Genomic DNA, 14912 nt, shown 5'->3' with positions numbered 1-14912 from the left:
CCGTAGGTACCCGCGGCCGGATCTGGCTACACCCCTAGGCTTCAGGTCATGATCGCGATCGAGCTGTTCTTCGATCAACGGACCGACCAGGCGGTACGGGAGGTCTGGGAAACGCTGCAGCGGCAGGGGATCGCATCCCTGGCCTCAGCGCCGGCCCCGCAGCACCCGCATCTCACCCTCGCCGTCGGTGATCAACCGGACCCGAAGATCATCGCCCGGATCGCGGCCGAACTGCCGCCGCTACCCGAGATCCACCTGGACGCGGCCGGCTGTTTCCCCGGCCGTGGCGGAGTCGTCTTCCTCGCCGTACGGTTCACGCCCGAGTTGGCCGAACTGCACCGGGTGCTGCACACGGTGCTCGACGACGGTGCGGTACGGCAGCTTGATCAACTCCGGCCCGGTCGGCTGGTGCCGCACTGCACGGTCGCGAAGCGGCTGCCGGAACAGCAGGTCGGACCGGCCGTGGCCACCGCCCGGGCCTCACTGCCGATCAGCGGCACCGCCGTCTCGGTCAACGCCGTCGTGGTCGGCAGCGGGCAGGCGACGCGGATCCGGTGACGCGCCGGAGGCCAGCCAGCGGGCGGTACCCGGCCAGACCAGCGCCACCGCCAACGCGACCAGTGCGACCAGGGCGATGATCATGATCACGGCCAGCACCGCCGGATACCAGGCGACCTCCATCCGCTGGGTGCCGAGCCGGAGCGGTGCCCGCCAGCCGCCCGGGTTGATCAACAGGCACAGATAGAGCACCGGGAGCCAGCCGGCCACGACGATGCCGGCCGCGGGCGCCCGGGCCGGGCGCGGCGTGGTCGAGTGGAGCAGCCGGAGCGTGATCACGGAGGCCGCGCCGGCCACCACAAGGACGGCGAGCAGGATCAGCATCCGGCTGACGGTCCGCCACCAGAAAGTCCGCAGCGTAAAGGGTTCCGGGCCGAGCGCCGTGGCCCGGGTCAGCTGGTCGGCCACCGCGAGACCATTGGTGATCATGATCAGACCGGCGACGCCGACCAGGGCCGCCAGGGCCGGCGCCGCAAGCCGGACGCCGAACGGGCGGGCCGGGGCCGGCGGGACGACACCCGTCGCCCGGTCCGGATCGCGACGACCGGCGATGATCACGGCTCCGATCCGCAGCATGGCGATCACGACCAGCAGGATGCCGCGCGTCGGCTGATACCAGAACAGGCCGGGGGCGACCTCCGGCAGACCGGCGTCGCCGCCGCCGAAGGTGATCACGGTCAGCGGGTTGAACGCGATCGCGGCCGCCAGCAGCAACAGGTACGGCGCGGTGGCCACCCCGAGCAGCAGCAGCGCCGGGCCGCGACCGGCCGGCAGCCGGCGCGCGATCAGCAGGTCGGCGACCGAGCAGACCGCGGCGAAGCCGGCGACCACGATCAGGGGTTCCGGCGAGATCGGCACCATCGGAAGGTCGTACGGTGTGTCGTACCGGTCCTGCCCCGGAAAGGCCATCGGCTCGCCGAACAGCGCGACCAGGGTGACCATGACCACGTCGTTGATCAGCAGCATCAGCCAGACCAGCGGGGCGATCCGGAGCGCCCAGCCGGCCAGGCCGGTCGATGTCCGGGGCAGCTCGATCACCGACGCAAGCCTAGTCATCCCGGGGTCGGTGGAAGGGGACTTGCGTTCGAGCGCGCTCTAAGGTCTAGCGTCGCGATCATGACGAAAGCGCGACGCATCCGACTCGGCTATCAGATCCCCAACTTCAGCTATCCCGGCGGTACCGCCACCCTGTTCGACACCGTCGCGGCGCAGGCGCGGGAGGCCGAGGGGTCCGGTTTCGACACCGTGCTCGTGATGGACCACTTCTACCAGCTGCCCATGATCGGCAAGCCCGAGGAGCCGATGCTGGAGGCGTACACCACGCTCGGCGCGCTGGCCTCGGCGACCGAGACGATCCAGCTGTCCACCTTGGTCACTGGCAACACGTACCGGAATCCGGCGATGCTGGCCAAGACCGTGAGCACGCTGGACGTGGTCAGCGGCGGCCGGGCCGTGCTGGCCATCGGCGCCGGCTGGTACGAGCTCGAGCATGATCAGATGGGGTACGAGTTCGGCACCTTCGGCGACCGGTTCGAGCGGCTCAGCGAGGCCCTCGACATCATCGAACCGATGCTGCGCGGCCGGACGCCTGATCATGACGGCACCTGGTACCGCGCCAAGGGAACGCTGAACGAGCCCCGGTTCCGCGACGACCTGCCGATCATGCTCGGCGGCCAGGGCGAGAAGAAGACCTTCCGGCTGGCCGCCCGCTATGCCGACCACCTCAACATCAACAGCGCGCCGGCCGAGCTGCCGCGGAAGCTGGAGGTGCTGGCCGAGCGCTGCGAGGAGGTCGGCCGGGACTTCGCCGAGCTGGAGACCAGCGCACTGGCCATGGTGATCATGGACGAGAACGGCGACACCGCTCGTCGGCTGATGCGCGAGCAGCTGGCCAGGACCGGTGTCGACTTCGAGGCGCTGGACGATCAGTCCAAGGCCGCGATGACCGACCGGCTCTTCGTCGGTACGCCGGACGACGTGGCCGATCAGCTGCAGCGCAAGGTGATCGACACCGGCGTCGACGGCGTGATCATCAACATGGTCGCCAACGGTCACGTACCGGGCATCGTCGAACTGGCCGGGAAGACGCTGGCACCGCTGGTCGCCTGATCCTTCCCGGACCTGGTCCGGCGCCCGAACCAGGCCCGGACCGTCTGGATGATCACCGGCAGCAGGCCGCGCAGACCGAGCGCCCGGACACCGTCCAGCGGGCTCCAGTAGTCGCGCCAGGTGACGATCTCGCCGTCGCGGGCGCGGAGCAGTTGGACGTACCGGACGGAGTACGGGCGCCCGGTCGCGGTCACGACGCCGGCCGCCTCGTACTCGGCGATGATCACCTCGGGATCGGCCGTGTCGTGGACGACCAGGTCGCGGAACTCCGTGATCTCCAGCGGCGTGGTGGTGATCGACGTCAGGTAGCGGCGGATCGGCTCCCGGCCGCGCAGGTGGGCCGGCACCCCGGGCGGGGCGAACGGCAGCTCGTGGGTGCCGTCCTCGGCGAACAGGTCGGCGAAGGCGTCGAGATCCTTGCTCAGGAACAGTTCCTGGGACCGCTCCAACAGCCGGCGCGGGGTGTCGAGGGTGGTCGGGTCGGGCATCGGGTCGCTCCATTCAATCAACAACTGTTGACTGAAACCGTAGCTCGCTCTCCGGGTTCAGTCAACAGCTGTAGACTGAATTCGTGAGCACCGAACCAGCGCCGTCCAGTCGAGCCGAACGCCGGGAACGGACCCGGGCCAGGATCCTCAGCTCGGCCCGGGACCTGTTCGCCGAGAACGGCTTCGACCGCACCACCATCCGAGCCGTCGCGACCGCCGCCGCGACCGACCCGGCCCTGGTGATGCGCTACTTCGGCACGAAGGAGGAGCTCTTCCGGCAGGTCGCGGAGGCCGGTGTGGAGGAGCCGATCGCCGGCCCGCCGGGGCGGATGGAGGAACTGCTGCTCGCCTCGCTGCGGGACAAGCTGACCACCGAACACGCGGGCACGCTCGCCCTGCTCCGCTCGATGCTGACCCATCCCGCGGCCGCCGAGGGGGTCCGGCAGTCGATCACCGAGCAGCAGCGGCAGGTCGCGGCCGGGCTCGGCGGCGATGACGCGATGACCCGGGCCGCGCTGGTCGGCATGATCACCCTGGCCGCCGTGCTCGGCCGCGACCTGCTCCGGCTGGAGGGCCTGCAGGACGCCGACCCGGAGGTGATCATCGAGCTGCTCCGGCCCGCCCTGCAGACCTTGATCAGATGATCTTGCGGACCGCCGGGATCCGGCGGAGCAGTGCGGCGAGCAGCCAGCAGGCCGGGATCGACAAGATCAACAGGACGGCGAACTTGACGATCGCGGGCGCCACCAGGCCCTGCAGCAGCAGGGCCAGTGCGACCAGGACGACCGGGTGGATGACGTACACCGCGAACGCGTTGGCCGAGAGGAACTGCCGGATCGGGCCGGTGCCCGGGGCGAACCGGCGGAAGATCACCAGGACGACCAGGCTCAGACCGACCCCGAGGACCGCCATCGCGACTCCGCCGGCGATGCTCGAGGCGACGGGGTCGGCGGACATCAAGACCGGTCCGAGGAAGATCGCCGCCAGGACGGCCAGGCCGGCGCCGACGAAGGCCAGCGACCCCGGCATCCGTTCCAGCCAACGGCGACGGGCCGCCAGCACGCCGGCCGCGAACATCAGCGCATACTGCGGCAGGAACGATGGGGTGGGCAGGCCGACGATCGGCCAGTAGGTGCCGTCCGGGACGAACTGCCGCCAGACCGCCATCAGGATTCCCATGATCACGATCAAGCCGACGACGGTGCCGGCAGCGACGATCCAGCGGAGCTTGCCGTCGCCCTCCGGCTTCCGTACCGCTCGGGAAGTCAGGGCCCGGTAGCCGGCGTAGATCAGCGAGAAGACCAGCAACACCTCGAGGAACCAGGTCGGGCCGGGATCGATGGAGGTGACGTAGTAGAGCGGGTACGGCACGTCGGCGTGGTTGGTCCGCCAGGACCAGAGGGTGGCCAGGGGCCGGACCAAGATCACGAAGGCCAGCAACGGCAGGCCGAGCCGGATCAGCCGGTCCCGGGCGAACGCCGCCGGACCCTTGCGGTCGAGCGAGGCAGGCACGAAGTAGCCGGAGATCAGGAAGAACAGGCCCATGAAGTAGCTCTGGTTGATCACGACCAGGATGTCCAGCGCCGAGGCGGACGGGTCGTGCGGCGGCTCGTTGTAGAACCAGACCGGGATATTGCCGTAGGTGACGGCACAGTGATGAGCCAGCACCAAGATCGTCAGGGCGATCCGTACGGTGTCGATCCAGTGCAGCCGGGGCCGACCGGATGGTCGGGCGGTGTCGGCCGCCGCAGCGGCGCGAATCTCGGTGTTCATGACTTCTTCCTCGTCGTTCGCAGGGTGGGTTCGCGCCGGATGGCGTGGATGAACAGGTCGGCCAACTGCTCGGCGTGCGCGAGCAGGTCGTGCTCGGGGTGGTTGGCCCAGTAGGCGAACATCGCGTCCAGCGAGGCCTGCTGGGTGATCGCCATCACCCGGACATCGAAGTCGCGCAGCTCGCCGGTCTCCTGGCCGTGCCGATACAGCTGCTCGAGTCCGTCGTAGAAGATCTCGTTGCCCTCGGCGCCGTAGTGGAGCCGCCCGTCGGGCCGGCGCAGATGCCCCATCACCTCACCGAGGGCGAGCAGGGTCGGACGGTGGTCGAGGGCGTAGCGGGCGAGTTCGGGGAGGTGGGTCCGCAGGCTGTCGGCGACGGTCTCCTGTTCCAGGATCCTGGGCAGTACGGCTTCGACCATGCCCTGGTAGCCGTGCTCGACGACCTTGATCATCAGGTCGTCCTTGGACTTGAAGTGGTACGAGATCACGCCCTTGGAGACGCCGAGATCCTGGGCGATCCGGGCCAGCGAGGCCCCGGCGAACCCGACCTCGGAGAGCGTGGCGATCGCTCCCTCGAGGATCTGCCGACGCCGATTGGACCGGATGAAGCTCTCCGGCTTGTCCTCGGTCCGCTCAGAATCTGACCCCATGGCCAAAAATTTAGCCGACGGGTCAAATCGTGTCTACCGGGGTGTTCCCTGATTCGTCAGCGCCGCGATGATCGGGGTGTGCTCGTCGACGATGACCTCGGCGCCGGCCTGGTCCAGCGCCGGCCGCCGGCCCGACCGGGCGTAGCCGATCGTCGCCGTCCCGGTCCGCTGGCCGACCTCGATGTCGGTGACCGAGTCGCCGATCAGCACACAGTCGCGGGCGGTCCCGACGCCGTGCCGGGCCAGCAGGGCGAGCGCGCGCCGGATCGGGTCGGGATCCGGCTTCATCAGTTCCGGGCGGCCGGGGACCCGGCCGACGATCCCGTCGACCAGGTCGCGCAGCTGATGCCGCTCGAGGAAGGCCGCGACCGCCTCGGCGGAGTTGTTGCTGACCATGATCACCGGCAGCCCGGCCGTGCGGCAGGCCCGGAGCAGGGCGTCCGCGTCGGTGGTCGGCGCCGCGAGCCCGGCCGCGTCGACCTCGCCCTCGGTGCACGCGCGGTCGGCCGCCTCGGCGGCGTCGGTGCCGAGGCGCGCCGGGGTGGCCCAGTCCAGCAGGTCGAGCGGGTCCGCGGTGGTCCGGAGCGCGTCGGGGAGCTCGATCCGGCGTGCGGCCAGCGCCTGCCGGACCCGGTCGGCGACCCCGGCGTCCCGGCCATCGGCCAGCAACGGGGTCACCGGGCCGTCGAAGTCGAGCAGCACCGCCCGGATCGGAACCAGCAGGCGGCGCAGGGCGCGGTCCAGGGCGCCCGGCGTGGTGTAGCGGAGGATGGCCACCTCGCCCAGCCGGCGCACCTCGGCGAGGTGGAGCCGGTCATCGAGGCGAGCCCGAGCCAGCCCGGGTGCCTCCGGGTCACCGACGACGATCGGCGCGATCGCCAGGTGCAGTTCGTCGTAGCACCCCCGGGCCAGGAACTCGCTCAAGATCATCCCGCCGCCCTCGACCAGGAGCCGGTGGATCCCGCGCCCGGCCAGGTCCTGCAGCAGCCGGTCCAGGTCGACCTCCCGGCCGGCGTCGACGACCGCCGCGTCGAATCCGCGTTCGGCGACCTGGGCCCGGGCAGTCGAGGGCGTGTAGATGATCTTCGCTGCCGTACCGGCGACGAAGAAGGGGGAGTCCGGATCAAGATCGCCGGACGCCGTGATCGTGATCTTGACCGGATCGACCGGCAGGCCGCGGGCGACCCGGGCCGTGCGGCGCTGCGGTGACCTGATCATCAGCCGCGGCCGGTCCCGGCGGACCGTGTTGGCGCCGACCAGGATCGCGTCGTGCCGAGCCCGTACCGCATCGACGCGGTCGAAGTCCTCCGGATTGGACAGCAGCAGCCGGTCCGGCGAGGTGTCGTCCAGCCGTCCGTCCAGCGAGACGGCGCAGCTGAGGGTGACGTACGGCCGGTCGATCATGGGCAGCCGTGCCTGTGCGACGATCGGGCGATCATGACCGAGGAGGACCGATGAGCGATCGGCACTGGATGGAGTTGGCCGTCGAGCTGAGCCGGCTGTCGCCGCGCAGCGACAGCGCCTTCGCGGTCGGCGCAGTGATCATCGACCCGGCCGGGCAGGAGCTGGCCCGGGGCTATTCGCGGGAGACCGACCGGGTGCACGCCGAGGAGTCCGCCTTCGCCAAGCTGGCGGCCGGCGCCGCCGCCGGCGGCACCCTCTACTCGACCCTGGAGCCGTGCTCGACCAGGGCGTCGCGCCCGTACAGCTGCGCCGCACTGACCATCGAGGCCGGCATCCGCCGCGTCGTGATCGCCTGGCGCGAGCCCCCGATCTTCGTCGCCCGCTGCGAGGGCGTCGAACTCCTCCGAGCTGCCGGGATCACCGTCGACCTGCTGCCCGAGTACGAGACCGCCGCCCGCGAACCGAACCTTCACCTCGGACTCTGATCAGTAGCTGGCCCGGTCATGATCACCGCTGCTGGTGCGCCAGCTCGAACCGCCGCAACCGGGGCTGGGACAGGGCGAGCAGGGTGGAGCCGAGGACGATGATGCCGCCGCAGATGAACGGGAGTTTGGCCCCGAACGGTCCGGTCAGGAAGCCGGTCAGCCAGTTGCTGATCGGGACGACGCCTTCGAGGGCGAGCGAGAGTAGGCCCATCACCCGGCCGATCTCCGCCTTCGGCGTGATCGCCATGAGGTGCCCGAGCAGCAGCGTGCCGTACGCGCCGGTGCCGAACCCGAGCAGGACGGCCGTCACAACGGCCGCTTCGAGCGGCATGGCGACCGCGTGCAGGCACAACGCGATGCCCATCACCGCGAGGGCGGCGAAGGCGAACAGGCCGGCTCGCGGCGGCCGCTTGATGATCAGGAGGACGGTGGCGGTGACGGCGGCGCCGAGCCCGAGGCCGCCGAACAGGTAGCCGATGCCGACCGGTCCCCAGTCGCTCTCCTGGGCGAGCAGGGGATAGCCGAGGGTGACCGGCCCGGCGAAGCCGAAGTTGACCGCGGCGATCACGACCAGCAGCCAGAACACCGGCCGGTTGGCCCAGGTCGATCGCAGGCCGGCGACGGTGTCGCTGAGGATGGAGCGTTCCGCCATCTCGCGAAGTTCGTACGGCAGCGGGCGGGGCACCTGCAACAGCACCAGCGAGCTGACCGAGGCCACGAACAACACCGCGGCGGCGGCGAACGCGGCGGCCGGACCGAACAGGACCATCAGCCAGCCGGTGAGTGGACCGGCGGCCAGCAGGACCAGTCGCTGTCCGACCGTGCGCACGGCCGCCATCCGGCTCAGTTGATCATCGGAGGCGATCCGGGCCGGGACGGCGCCCATGGCCGGTGCGAACAGGCCGTCCAGCGCGCCGAACACCAGCGCGATCACCAGCAGTCCGATGGCGCCGATCGAGTCGGCCTGGGTGAACAGCACTACGGCCATCCCGATCAGGATCAGCGCCCGGGCGGTGTCGGTGATCAGGATGATCCGCTTCGCACTGACCCGGTCGGCGATGGCGCCGCCGACGAGCAGGATGAGCAGTCGCGGAATCGCCGAGGCCGCCACGATCACGCCCGCCATCGCCGGATCGGTGGTCTGGATCGCGACCACCGAGAGCGCGATGAAGTAGATGTTGTCGGCAAGCAGGGAGGACACGAATCCGAAGATCCAGCCGACCACGTTGCGCGGCGCGTTCATCGGGAAGACGGCGCGGCGCGGAGCGATCACCGCCTCAACCTACTCAGTCCCTGCCGGCTCATCCTCACCCCGCCCGTAGCCAACGATGTGCCGCCCGATTGGTCCCGCGAGCCGCCAGGGACCCGATGCCGGTGCCAAGTCAGGCCTCCCGCTTGGGAATCCCCGGTGCCAATCCTGGACGAACCTGCACCCTTCCGACAACAGGCACGGCGTTCGAACGACACATCGGGCCGCTCGGACAACACCTCCGCCAACACCCGGTCGCCAGCATGGACACCACAACGGACAACGACCCGGAAAGGAGCCCGATCGTGCCAACGAAGTTCGAAAGACCGAGCCGACCGGTCCGATCCGTGGTCGGTCCGGGCCGCCGTCCGGGGGACCTCGTCGGGGGAGTCCACCCGGCCGGGCGGCACCACGAGCGTCGATCCGGGCACGGACCGGAGGTCGAGTGGCCACTCACGGAGTTACTCCAGGGCCGTGCTCGGATCGGCATCCAGGCGGCGGTGATCGCGACGACACGCCGGGAGAGATGCGTCCGGTTGAGGACATGTCATCAAGCGGTCACGGTGTTTCCGATCGGATCTGCGGCGGGTTGGCCTAGCGTTAGCGGGAACACGTACTTCCGGGCAGGGGTCATCGGGGACCCGGCTCGGCACCACGGACCAGAGCGACCGGCGGGGCAAGTGCGGCCGTTTGCTGCGGACCACCTCAGGGCGGCTTCACCGGTCACGCCCGCATTCGACCGGTGGTGAAGGAGGAATTCGATGCACCAGCTCCGGCAACAACTCCAGCTCCTGATCGGCATGGTCGTGTCGCTGCGATCTCCGGCGGTCCGTGACGAGCGAGGACTCAGCCAGTCGGCCGAGAACGCGATCCTGCTGGCCGGTGCGGTCGCGGTCGCCACGATCGTCATCGGCGCGATCACGATTTACGTCACGAATCACATGCCCAGGTGATCCGGGGTGACGACCTCGCGAAGACCGTCGGAGCGTGGCGCCGCCGAGTCGCTTCAACTCGTGCTGATCTGGCCGGTGGTGCTGATGGCCACCGTCGCCGTCATCCAGGCAGGCCTGTGGCTGCACGGCCGCAACGCGGCGATTCGCGCGGCCAACGTGGCCGTCGACGAGGCTCGCGGCGCCGCCGGGTCGCCGGATCGGGCCCGGGCCCTCGCCCTTGACGTGGCGGCCCACGCCGGCCTGACCGAGGTCAAGGTCCGGGTGCTGCGGATCGAGGGCCGGGTCGAGGCCCAGGTCACCGGGCAGGCCCACTCCGTGATCGGGTTCGGGCTCGGCCGGGTCGAAGAACGGGCGACCGCGCCCCTGGAACGAGTGCCGGGTCGATGAACGGGGGCGGCGGTCGAGGACCCTTCGGCCCGCGGGACCAACGTGGTGCCGCGACCGCCGAACTGGCCATGATCGTCCCGGCCTTCATGCTGATGCTGGCGCTGCTCGTCGCCGGCGGTCGACTCTGGTACGCGCGGACGATCGTCTTCGAGGCGGGTTACGCGGCGGCCCGGGCCGGTTCGCTGGCCCGTACCGCGAACGAGGCGCGGATCGCCGGGGACTCGGCCGGCCGCCAGTCGCTCGCCACCGCCGGCCTGGTCTGCGAGCAGGCCGGCGTCTCGGTGAGCACGGCGGCCTTCCGGGTCCCGGCCGGGCGGCCCGCGACCGTCTCGGCGACGGTCCGCTGCACCGTGTCCCTGGCCGACGTGGTGCTGCCGGGGCTGCCCGGCGCGATGGAGCTGTCCGCGACCGGGGCGGCAGCGCTCGACACGTACCGGAGCCGGGGATGAGACCGGCGCCGGAGCGTGATCAACGGGGCCAGTCGGTCAGCGTGTACGCGATCGTCGTGCTGGCCGCGCTGATCATCGCCACCGGACTGGTCGTCGACGGCGGTCAGCAGATCGCGGCGGCCAGCCGGGCCGAGGCGGTGGCGGCCGAGGCGGCGCGCGCGGCCGGCAACGCGGCGGCGTCGCAACGGCTGGCGGGGTACCGGCAGGCCACCGCCGCCGTCCGGGCCGCCCGGACCTATCTGGCCGGGCAGCCCGAGGTGACCGGCGAGGTCAGGGTGAGCGGCGGCACCGTCCGGGTGGCGACCGTGACCCGCGAACCGACGCTGTTCCTCGGCGTGATCGGGATCCGTGAGGTGACCGCGCGCGGGTCGGCCGAGGCGCGGCTGGTCCCGACCGGGGCCGACGGCTGACGGGCGGGTGCTGGAACCGGCGGGGTGCAGGTGAACGGTGGGCGCGTTTGACGGGTGGGTCGATGGGGAGAGGGGTAGGCACGGATGCTCAGGATCGAGCGACGGGACAGGGGCCGCGACGGTGCAGCGGGTGACGGCTGGCCGGATGACGGTGCGGCCGCGGGCGAGGCCGGCGCCGCGGTCCCGGACGGCCAGACCTCGCTGCCGCCGCGGCTTCCCGGCCGCCGCAACCCGAAGTGGATCGCGCTCGGAGTGATCGCGATCTGCCTCGGCGCCCTGCTCTCGTACCTGATCTATGCGAGGGTCGCCGCCGAGAGTTCCGTGTTGATCATGACCAGGACGGTCTATCGCGGCTCGGTGATCGCCGCGGCGGACCTGGCGACGGTGACGGTCAGCGGGTCCGGACTCGGCAACGCGCTGCCGGCCGCCCGGTCCGCCGATCTGGTCGGGCAGACCGCGGTGTACGACCTGGTGGCTGGGAACATCGTCCCGGCCGGAGCAATCGGCGAAGTGATCACTCCGGCGGACGGCCGGACGGTCGTCGGCCTCCGGCTGGTCGAGGGCCGGGCACCGACCGGCCTGCTCCACCCGGGCGCACCCGTCCGGCTGATCGCGATCCCGCCCCAGGGTGCCGAGCCCGACTTCACCGACCAGCACACCGGCAGTGCGTATCCGGCCCTGGTGGTGGACGCGGTCCCCGGCGCGGACGGCATGTCCGTGCTGGTCAACGTCGACGTACCGGCCGATCAGGCCGCGGCCGTTGCGCTGCTCGCCGCCCAGGACCGGCTGGCCGCGGTCCGTGACGCGGACGGCGGGCGCTGAGATGGCGATCCTCGCGTTGACCGCGGCCGGCGGAAGTCCGGGCGCCACCACGACGGCGGTCGGCCTCGCCCTGTGCTGGCCGCGCTCGGTGGTGTTGGTCGACGCCGACCCGGGCGCTCACCAGGCCGTGCTCGCCGGCTTCCTGGCCGGGCAGGATCCGGGCGGCCGGGGCCTGGTCCGGGTCGCCGAGGCGCACCGGGACCAGCGTCCGCTGCGCGAAGTGATCATCGACCAGGCGATCCAGCTCGCCGAGGACGGTGGCTCGCGGCGACTGTTCCTGCCCGGCTTCGCCAAGCCCGGCAACGCCCGCCTGTTCGCCGGGGTGTGGCCGGAGCTGCTCGAGGCGATGCGGCGCCTGGACGAGTTCGGCATCGACGTGATCATCGATCTTGGCCGCTCGACTGGGGACGGGCTGCCGCCGGCCCTCGTCGACGCGGCCGAACTGGTCGGGATCGTGCTCCGGTCCAGCCTGCGTTCGGTGATGTCGACCAGGGTGCTGCTGTCCGCGATCGAGGACCGCGGTCTACCCGCCGGCGGCGCCACCGGGCTCGGGCTGGTCGTCGTCGGTGAGGGCCGGCCCTATCCGGGCGGTGAGATCGCCGCCGCGCTCGGTCGGCCGGTGCTGGCCAGGCTCGCGCTGGATCCGGTGGCCGCCGCGCACCTCTCGGACGGGGCCCCGCGACCGCGCCGGTTCGAGCGGTCGGCGCTGACCCGTTCGCTGCACACGACCGCGCAGGCGTTCCGGGACCGGTGCGCCGAGGCCGCGGAACTGGTCGGGCGATGATCATGGACGATGCGACGACCACCGGTCCCGCCCTGGCCGACAGCCCGCTCTTCGCCGGCTACTCCGCCGCCGGCCGGGAGGTCCCCGAGACCGACGCCGATGATCATGGTGCGGAGGAGCTCGAGCGGATCGACGTCTTCGGTCGGGAGACGCTCGAAGCACACCGGGAGGCGCTGCCGACGCATGACGTCGACTGGGCCCAGGTGGTCGAGCTGCGCCGGCTCGCGTCGGATGCGATCACGGCCGAGACGGAGGCGGCCCGCTCCCGTACCGGAACGCCGCTGACCGAGACCGACCGGGTGCTGCTCGGCCGATCACTGATCCGGCGGATCGTCGGTGATCACGTACGGGCCCTGCACCGGTCCGGCGCTGAACTGTGGTCGACCGGCCAGGAGGAGACCTACGTCCAGGCGGTCGAGGACGCCGTCTTCCGGTACGGCCGCCTGCAACCGCTGCTGTTGCGGCCGGACGTGGAGAACATCGAGATCAACGGCTGGGACTGCGTTACGGTCCAGTACGGCGACGGCCGCCGGGAATCCATGCCGCCGGTCGCCGACAGCGATGCCGAACTCGTCGACGCGATCCGCTTCATCGGACAGAACAGCCAGCCCTCGCGTCCGTTCGACGATGCACACCCGACCCTCACCCTCGCGCTCGGCGACCGGTTCCGGCTGCACGCCATCGGGTTCGGCCTGTCCCACCGGCCGAGCGTCGTGATCCGGCAGCACACGCTGACCAACGTCACCCTGGCCGACCTGGCCCGATCCGGCACCATGCCGGTCGAGGTGGCCCGATTCCTCGACGCCGCCGTCCTGGCCCGGAAGTCGATCATCATCTCCGGGGACCAGGGAGCGGGAAAGACCACGCTGCTCCGCGCCCTGATCAGTTCGATTCCGGAGACCGAGCGGTTCGGCACGCTCGAGACCGACTACGAGCTGATGACCCACCTGCAACCCGGCCGGCAGCACGTCGTCGCGCTGCAGTCCCGGGTCGGGCACGGCGAGACGGCCGGCGGTGCCGCGGTCGGCGAGTTCGGCCTGTCCGAGTTGATGCCGGAGGCGTTGCGGCAGAACCTGTCCCGGCTGATCGTCGGCGAGGTCCGGGGACGGGAGGCGGCCGCGATGTTCGAGGCCGCCCAAACCGGCCTGGGCACGATGTCCACGACCCATTCGCACTCGGCCGAGTCGACGATGGACCGGCTGGCCTCCCGGGTCGCCCAGGGCGGCGTGCTGACGATCGACGAGGCCTACCGTCAGATTGCCCTGAACGTTGACCTGCTGCTGCACCTCGCGCTGGTCGACGAGACCTGGCGGGGTGGCGGGCGGCGGCGCTACGTGGCGGAGATCAGGCAGCTCACCCGGGCGATCGAGAACAACCGGCCGGTCACCCACCTGACCTATCAGGCCGCACCGACCAGCAGCGAGCCGGCCGGCTTCTTTCCGCACCCCGACCTGGCGAACGAGCTCGACGCCTTCCGGCGCCCCCTGCCCGCGGCGATCGACGGGGAGGCGCGATGAACGCCGTCGTCGCCGCAGCCGCCGGCATCCTCGTCGCGGCCGGTCTGGTCGCGGTCGTCGCCGGGCTGCAGCGGACCTGGACTCCGCCGACCCGGCGCAGGATCGGGCTCGGCGCGACGTGGTCGCGGCTGACCCGCCGCCCGCCGGGGCGTCGCGGCCGGCAGCGTGACCTGGTGCTGGTCGGCAGTCTTCTGGTCGGTTTTGTGTTCGCGCTGATCACCGGCTGGCTGATCGCCATCCCGTTGGGACCGGTGCTGGCCTTCGGGATCCCGTACCTGTTGCTGCTGCCGAAGGCGCAGGACGTGATCATGCTCGAGGCGCTGGATCGTTGGGTACGGTCCCTCGCCTCGACCCTGTCCACCGGGAAGTCGATCACCGACTCGATCCGGACCTCCCGCCGGACCGCGCCGCCGATCATCGCGGAGTCCCTGCAGCTGCTGGTGAATCGGCTGAACAACCGGTGGCCGACCGCAGACGCACTGCTCCGGTTCGCCGACGAACTGGACTCCGCCGATGCGGACTCGGTGATCGCCGCGGTGATCTTGGCGGACCGGCGCGGGGCGACCGGTGCCTCCGTGACGCTGCAGGCCCTGGCCGATTCCCTGCAGGCGCAGTTGAAGGGGCGCCGGCTGATCGAGACGGAACGCGCCAAGCCCTACATCGTGGTCCGGCAGGTCACGGTGATCACGTTGGTCGTGCTGACCCTCGCGTTCGTCTTCAACGGTGCCTTCTTCGAGCCGTACCGGACACCGCTCGGGCAGGTGCTGCTGGCGGTGTTGATCATGGCCTACGTCGGGTCGCTGGTGCTGATGCGCCGCAAGGCCCGGCATCGCGCCGGTGATCGAATCCTGGTCGGGACGCCGTCATGACGGGA

The 14912-nt window shown here is 71.0% G+C and carries 18 protein-coding genes; 12 read left to right on the top strand and 6 right to left on the bottom strand.

Features of this window, described 5'->3' with window-relative positions:
• Positions 1–48: 48 nt before the first annotated feature.
• The gene (locus ACFQU4_RS04955) at positions 49–558 is read left to right on the top strand and encodes a 2'-5' RNA ligase family protein (RefSeq protein ID WP_377487661.1); all 510 of its coding nucleotides are present in this window, start codon (positions 49–51) and stop codon (positions 556–558) included.
• Here ACFQU4_RS04955 and ACFQU4_RS04950 read toward each other — a convergent pair.
• Positions 481–1596, bottom strand: a complete 1116-nt coding sequence (locus ACFQU4_RS04950; protein ID WP_377487659.1) for a hypothetical protein — start codon at positions 1594–1596, stop codon at positions 481–483. The two genes, ACFQU4_RS04955 and ACFQU4_RS04950, sit on opposite strands and share 78 nt — an antisense overlap.
• Positions 1597–1674: 78 nt before the next feature.
• Between ACFQU4_RS04950 and ACFQU4_RS04945 the strand changes: the two genes are divergently transcribed.
• Positions 1675–2667 (top strand): LLM class F420-dependent oxidoreductase, encoded by a 993-nt coding sequence (locus ACFQU4_RS04945; protein ID WP_377487657.1) that lies wholly within the window; start codon positions 1675–1677, stop codon positions 2665–2667.
• Here ACFQU4_RS04945 and ACFQU4_RS04940 read toward each other — a convergent pair.
• Positions 2610–3155: a nuclear transport factor 2 family protein gene (locus ACFQU4_RS04940; protein WP_377487655.1), complete on the bottom strand. Its 546-nt coding sequence runs from the start codon at positions 3153–3155 to the stop codon at positions 2610–2612. The genes ACFQU4_RS04945 and ACFQU4_RS04940 overlap by 58 nt on opposite strands.
• Positions 3156–3238: 83 nt before the next feature.
• On the opposite strand from ACFQU4_RS04940, the gene ACFQU4_RS04935 reads away from it, so the two are divergent.
• The gene (locus ACFQU4_RS04935) at positions 3239–3799 is read left to right on the top strand and encodes a TetR/AcrR family transcriptional regulator (RefSeq protein WP_377487653.1); all 561 of its coding nucleotides are present in this window, start codon (positions 3239–3241) and stop codon (positions 3797–3799) included.
• Here the strand turns inward: ACFQU4_RS04935 and ACFQU4_RS04930 are convergent.
• The 3 genes from ACFQU4_RS04930 to ACFQU4_RS04920 are packed head-to-tail and all read right to left on the bottom strand — an operon-like array spanning position 3792 to position 6982.
• Complete coding sequence (locus tag ACFQU4_RS04930) at positions 3792–4928, bottom strand: acyltransferase family protein (RefSeq protein WP_377487651.1); 1137 nt, start codon at positions 4926–4928, stop codon at positions 3792–3794. The genes ACFQU4_RS04935 and ACFQU4_RS04930 overlap by 8 nt on opposite strands.
• Positions 4925–5578: a TetR/AcrR family transcriptional regulator gene (locus tag ACFQU4_RS04925; RefSeq protein WP_377487649.1), complete on the bottom strand. Its 654-nt coding sequence runs from the start codon at positions 5576–5578 to the stop codon at positions 4925–4927. Before ACFQU4_RS04925 ends, ACFQU4_RS04930 begins: the two co-directional genes overlap by 4 nt.
• 33 nt (positions 5579–5611) lie before the next feature.
• Positions 5612–6982, bottom strand: a complete 1371-nt coding sequence (locus ACFQU4_RS04920) for a dihydrofolate reductase family protein (RefSeq protein WP_377487647.1) — start codon at positions 6980–6982, stop codon at positions 5612–5614.
• A gap of 50 nt (positions 6983–7032) precedes the next feature.
• Between ACFQU4_RS04920 and ACFQU4_RS04915 the strand changes: the two genes are divergently transcribed.
• A complete protein-coding gene (locus tag ACFQU4_RS04915; protein ID WP_377487645.1) occupies positions 7033–7467 on the top strand; it encodes a dCMP deaminase in 435 nt (144 codons plus the stop codon).
• A 22-nt stretch (positions 7468–7489) separates the two neighbouring features.
• Here the strand turns inward: ACFQU4_RS04915 and ACFQU4_RS04910 are convergent, their stop codons facing one another.
• Positions 7490–8740 carry an MFS transporter gene (locus tag ACFQU4_RS04910; RefSeq protein WP_377487643.1) on the bottom strand — a complete coding sequence of 417 codons (1251 nt, stop codon included), beginning with the start codon at positions 8738–8740 and terminating at the stop codon, positions 7490–7492.
• A gap of 737 nt (positions 8741–9477) precedes the next feature.
• On the opposite strand from ACFQU4_RS04910, the gene ACFQU4_RS04905 reads away from it, so the two are divergent.
• From ACFQU4_RS04905 to ACFQU4_RS04870, 8 genes are all read left to right on the top strand, one after another.
• Positions 9478–9669 (top strand): hypothetical protein, encoded by a 192-nt coding sequence (locus ACFQU4_RS04905; RefSeq protein WP_377488811.1) that lies wholly within the window; start codon positions 9478–9480, stop codon positions 9667–9669.
• Between the two features lie 6 nt (positions 9670–9675).
• Positions 9676–10056 carry a TadE/TadG family type IV pilus assembly protein gene (locus tag ACFQU4_RS04900; protein WP_377487641.1) on the top strand — a complete coding sequence of 127 codons (381 nt, stop codon included), beginning with the start codon at positions 9676–9678 and terminating at the stop codon, positions 10054–10056.
• Positions 10053–10505 carry a TadE/TadG family type IV pilus assembly protein gene (locus ACFQU4_RS04895; RefSeq protein ID WP_377487639.1) on the top strand — a complete coding sequence of 151 codons (453 nt, stop codon included), beginning with the start codon at positions 10053–10055 and terminating at the stop codon, positions 10503–10505. The genes ACFQU4_RS04900 and ACFQU4_RS04895 overlap by 4 nt, the downstream gene beginning before the upstream one ends.
• Positions 10502–10915, top strand: coding sequence for a pilus assembly protein TadG-related protein (locus tag ACFQU4_RS04890; RefSeq protein WP_377487637.1), 414 nt, complete (start codon positions 10502–10504; stop codon positions 10913–10915). Before ACFQU4_RS04895 ends, ACFQU4_RS04890 begins: the two co-directional genes overlap by 4 nt.
• A gap of 84 nt (positions 10916–10999) precedes the next feature.
• Entirely contained in the window at positions 11000–11737 is a 738-nt protein-coding gene (locus ACFQU4_RS04885) for a hypothetical protein (protein WP_377487635.1), read from the top strand.
• 1 nt (position 11738) lies between these two features.
• Positions 11739–12521, top strand: coding sequence for a hypothetical protein (locus ACFQU4_RS04880; RefSeq protein WP_377487633.1), 783 nt, complete (start codon positions 11739–11741; stop codon positions 12519–12521).
• Positions 12518–14038 carry a CpaF family protein gene (locus tag ACFQU4_RS04875; protein ID WP_377487631.1) on the top strand — a complete coding sequence of 507 codons (1521 nt, stop codon included), beginning with the start codon at positions 12518–12520 and terminating at the stop codon, positions 14036–14038. Before ACFQU4_RS04880 ends, ACFQU4_RS04875 begins: the two co-directional genes overlap by 4 nt.
• Positions 14035–14907 (top strand): type II secretion system F family protein, encoded by an 873-nt coding sequence (locus ACFQU4_RS04870; RefSeq protein WP_377487629.1) that lies wholly within the window; start codon positions 14035–14037, stop codon positions 14905–14907. The genes ACFQU4_RS04875 and ACFQU4_RS04870 overlap by 4 nt, the downstream gene beginning before the upstream one ends.
• Positions 14908–14912 lie beyond the last annotated feature (5 nt).

Source organism: Microlunatus sp. GCM10028923 (genome assembly GCF_042666975.1).
Classification (GTDB): domain Bacteria; phylum Actinomycetota; class Actinomycetes; order Propionibacteriales; family Propionibacteriaceae; genus Microlunatus.
The sequence above is the reverse complement of the archived record's forward strand: the minus strand, read 5'-3'. Positions and strand labels throughout refer to the sequence as shown.

What these genes read in the sequence shown, in the direction of transcription:
- ACFQU4_RS04945 (WP_377487657.1), top strand. Translation starts at nt 1,675, where the DNA reads ATGACGAAAGCGCGACGCATCCGACTCGGCTATCAGATCCCCAACTTC.
- ACFQU4_RS04870 (WP_377487629.1), top strand. Translation starts at nt 14,035, where the DNA reads ATGAACGCCGTCGTCGCCGCAGCCGCCGGCATCCTCGTCGCGGCCGGT.
- ACFQU4_RS04905 (WP_377488811.1), top strand. Translation starts at nt 9,478, where the DNA reads ATGCACCAGCTCCGGCAACAACTCCAGCTCCTGATCGGCATGGTCGTG.
- ACFQU4_RS04895 (WP_377487639.1), top strand. Translation starts at nt 10,053, where the DNA reads ATGAACGGGGGCGGCGGTCGAGGACCCTTCGGCCCGCGGGACCAACGT.
- ACFQU4_RS04890 (WP_377487637.1), top strand. Translation starts at nt 10,502, where the DNA reads ATGAGACCGGCGCCGGAGCGTGATCAACGGGGCCAGTCGGTCAGCGTG.
- ACFQU4_RS04875 (WP_377487631.1), top strand. Translation starts at nt 12,518, where the DNA reads ATGATCATGGACGATGCGACGACCACCGGTCCCGCCCTGGCCGACAGC.
- ACFQU4_RS04880 (WP_377487633.1), top strand. Translation starts at nt 11,739, where the DNA reads ATGGCGATCCTCGCGTTGACCGCGGCCGGCGGAAGTCCGGGCGCCACC.
- ACFQU4_RS04930 (WP_377487651.1), bottom strand. Translation starts at nt 4,928, where the DNA reads ATGAACACCGAGATTCGCGCCGCTGCGGCGGCCGACACCGCCCGACCA.
- ACFQU4_RS04955 (WP_377487661.1), top strand. Translation starts at nt 49, where the DNA reads ATGATCGCGATCGAGCTGTTCTTCGATCAACGGACCGACCAGGCGGTA.
- ACFQU4_RS04885 (WP_377487635.1), top strand. Translation starts at nt 11,000, where the DNA reads ATGCTCAGGATCGAGCGACGGGACAGGGGCCGCGACGGTGCAGCGGGT.
- ACFQU4_RS04925 (WP_377487649.1), bottom strand. Translation starts at nt 5,578, where the DNA reads ATGGGGTCAGATTCTGAGCGGACCGAGGACAAGCCGGAGAGCTTCATC.
- ACFQU4_RS04920 (WP_377487647.1), bottom strand. Translation starts at nt 6,982, where the DNA reads ATGATCGACCGGCCGTACGTCACCCTCAGCTGCGCCGTCTCGCTGGAC.
- ACFQU4_RS04940 (WP_377487655.1), bottom strand. Translation starts at nt 3,155, where the DNA reads ATGCCCGACCCGACCACCCTCGACACCCCGCGCCGGCTGTTGGAGCGG.
- ACFQU4_RS04915 (WP_377487645.1), top strand. Translation starts at nt 7,033, where the DNA reads ATGAGCGATCGGCACTGGATGGAGTTGGCCGTCGAGCTGAGCCGGCTG.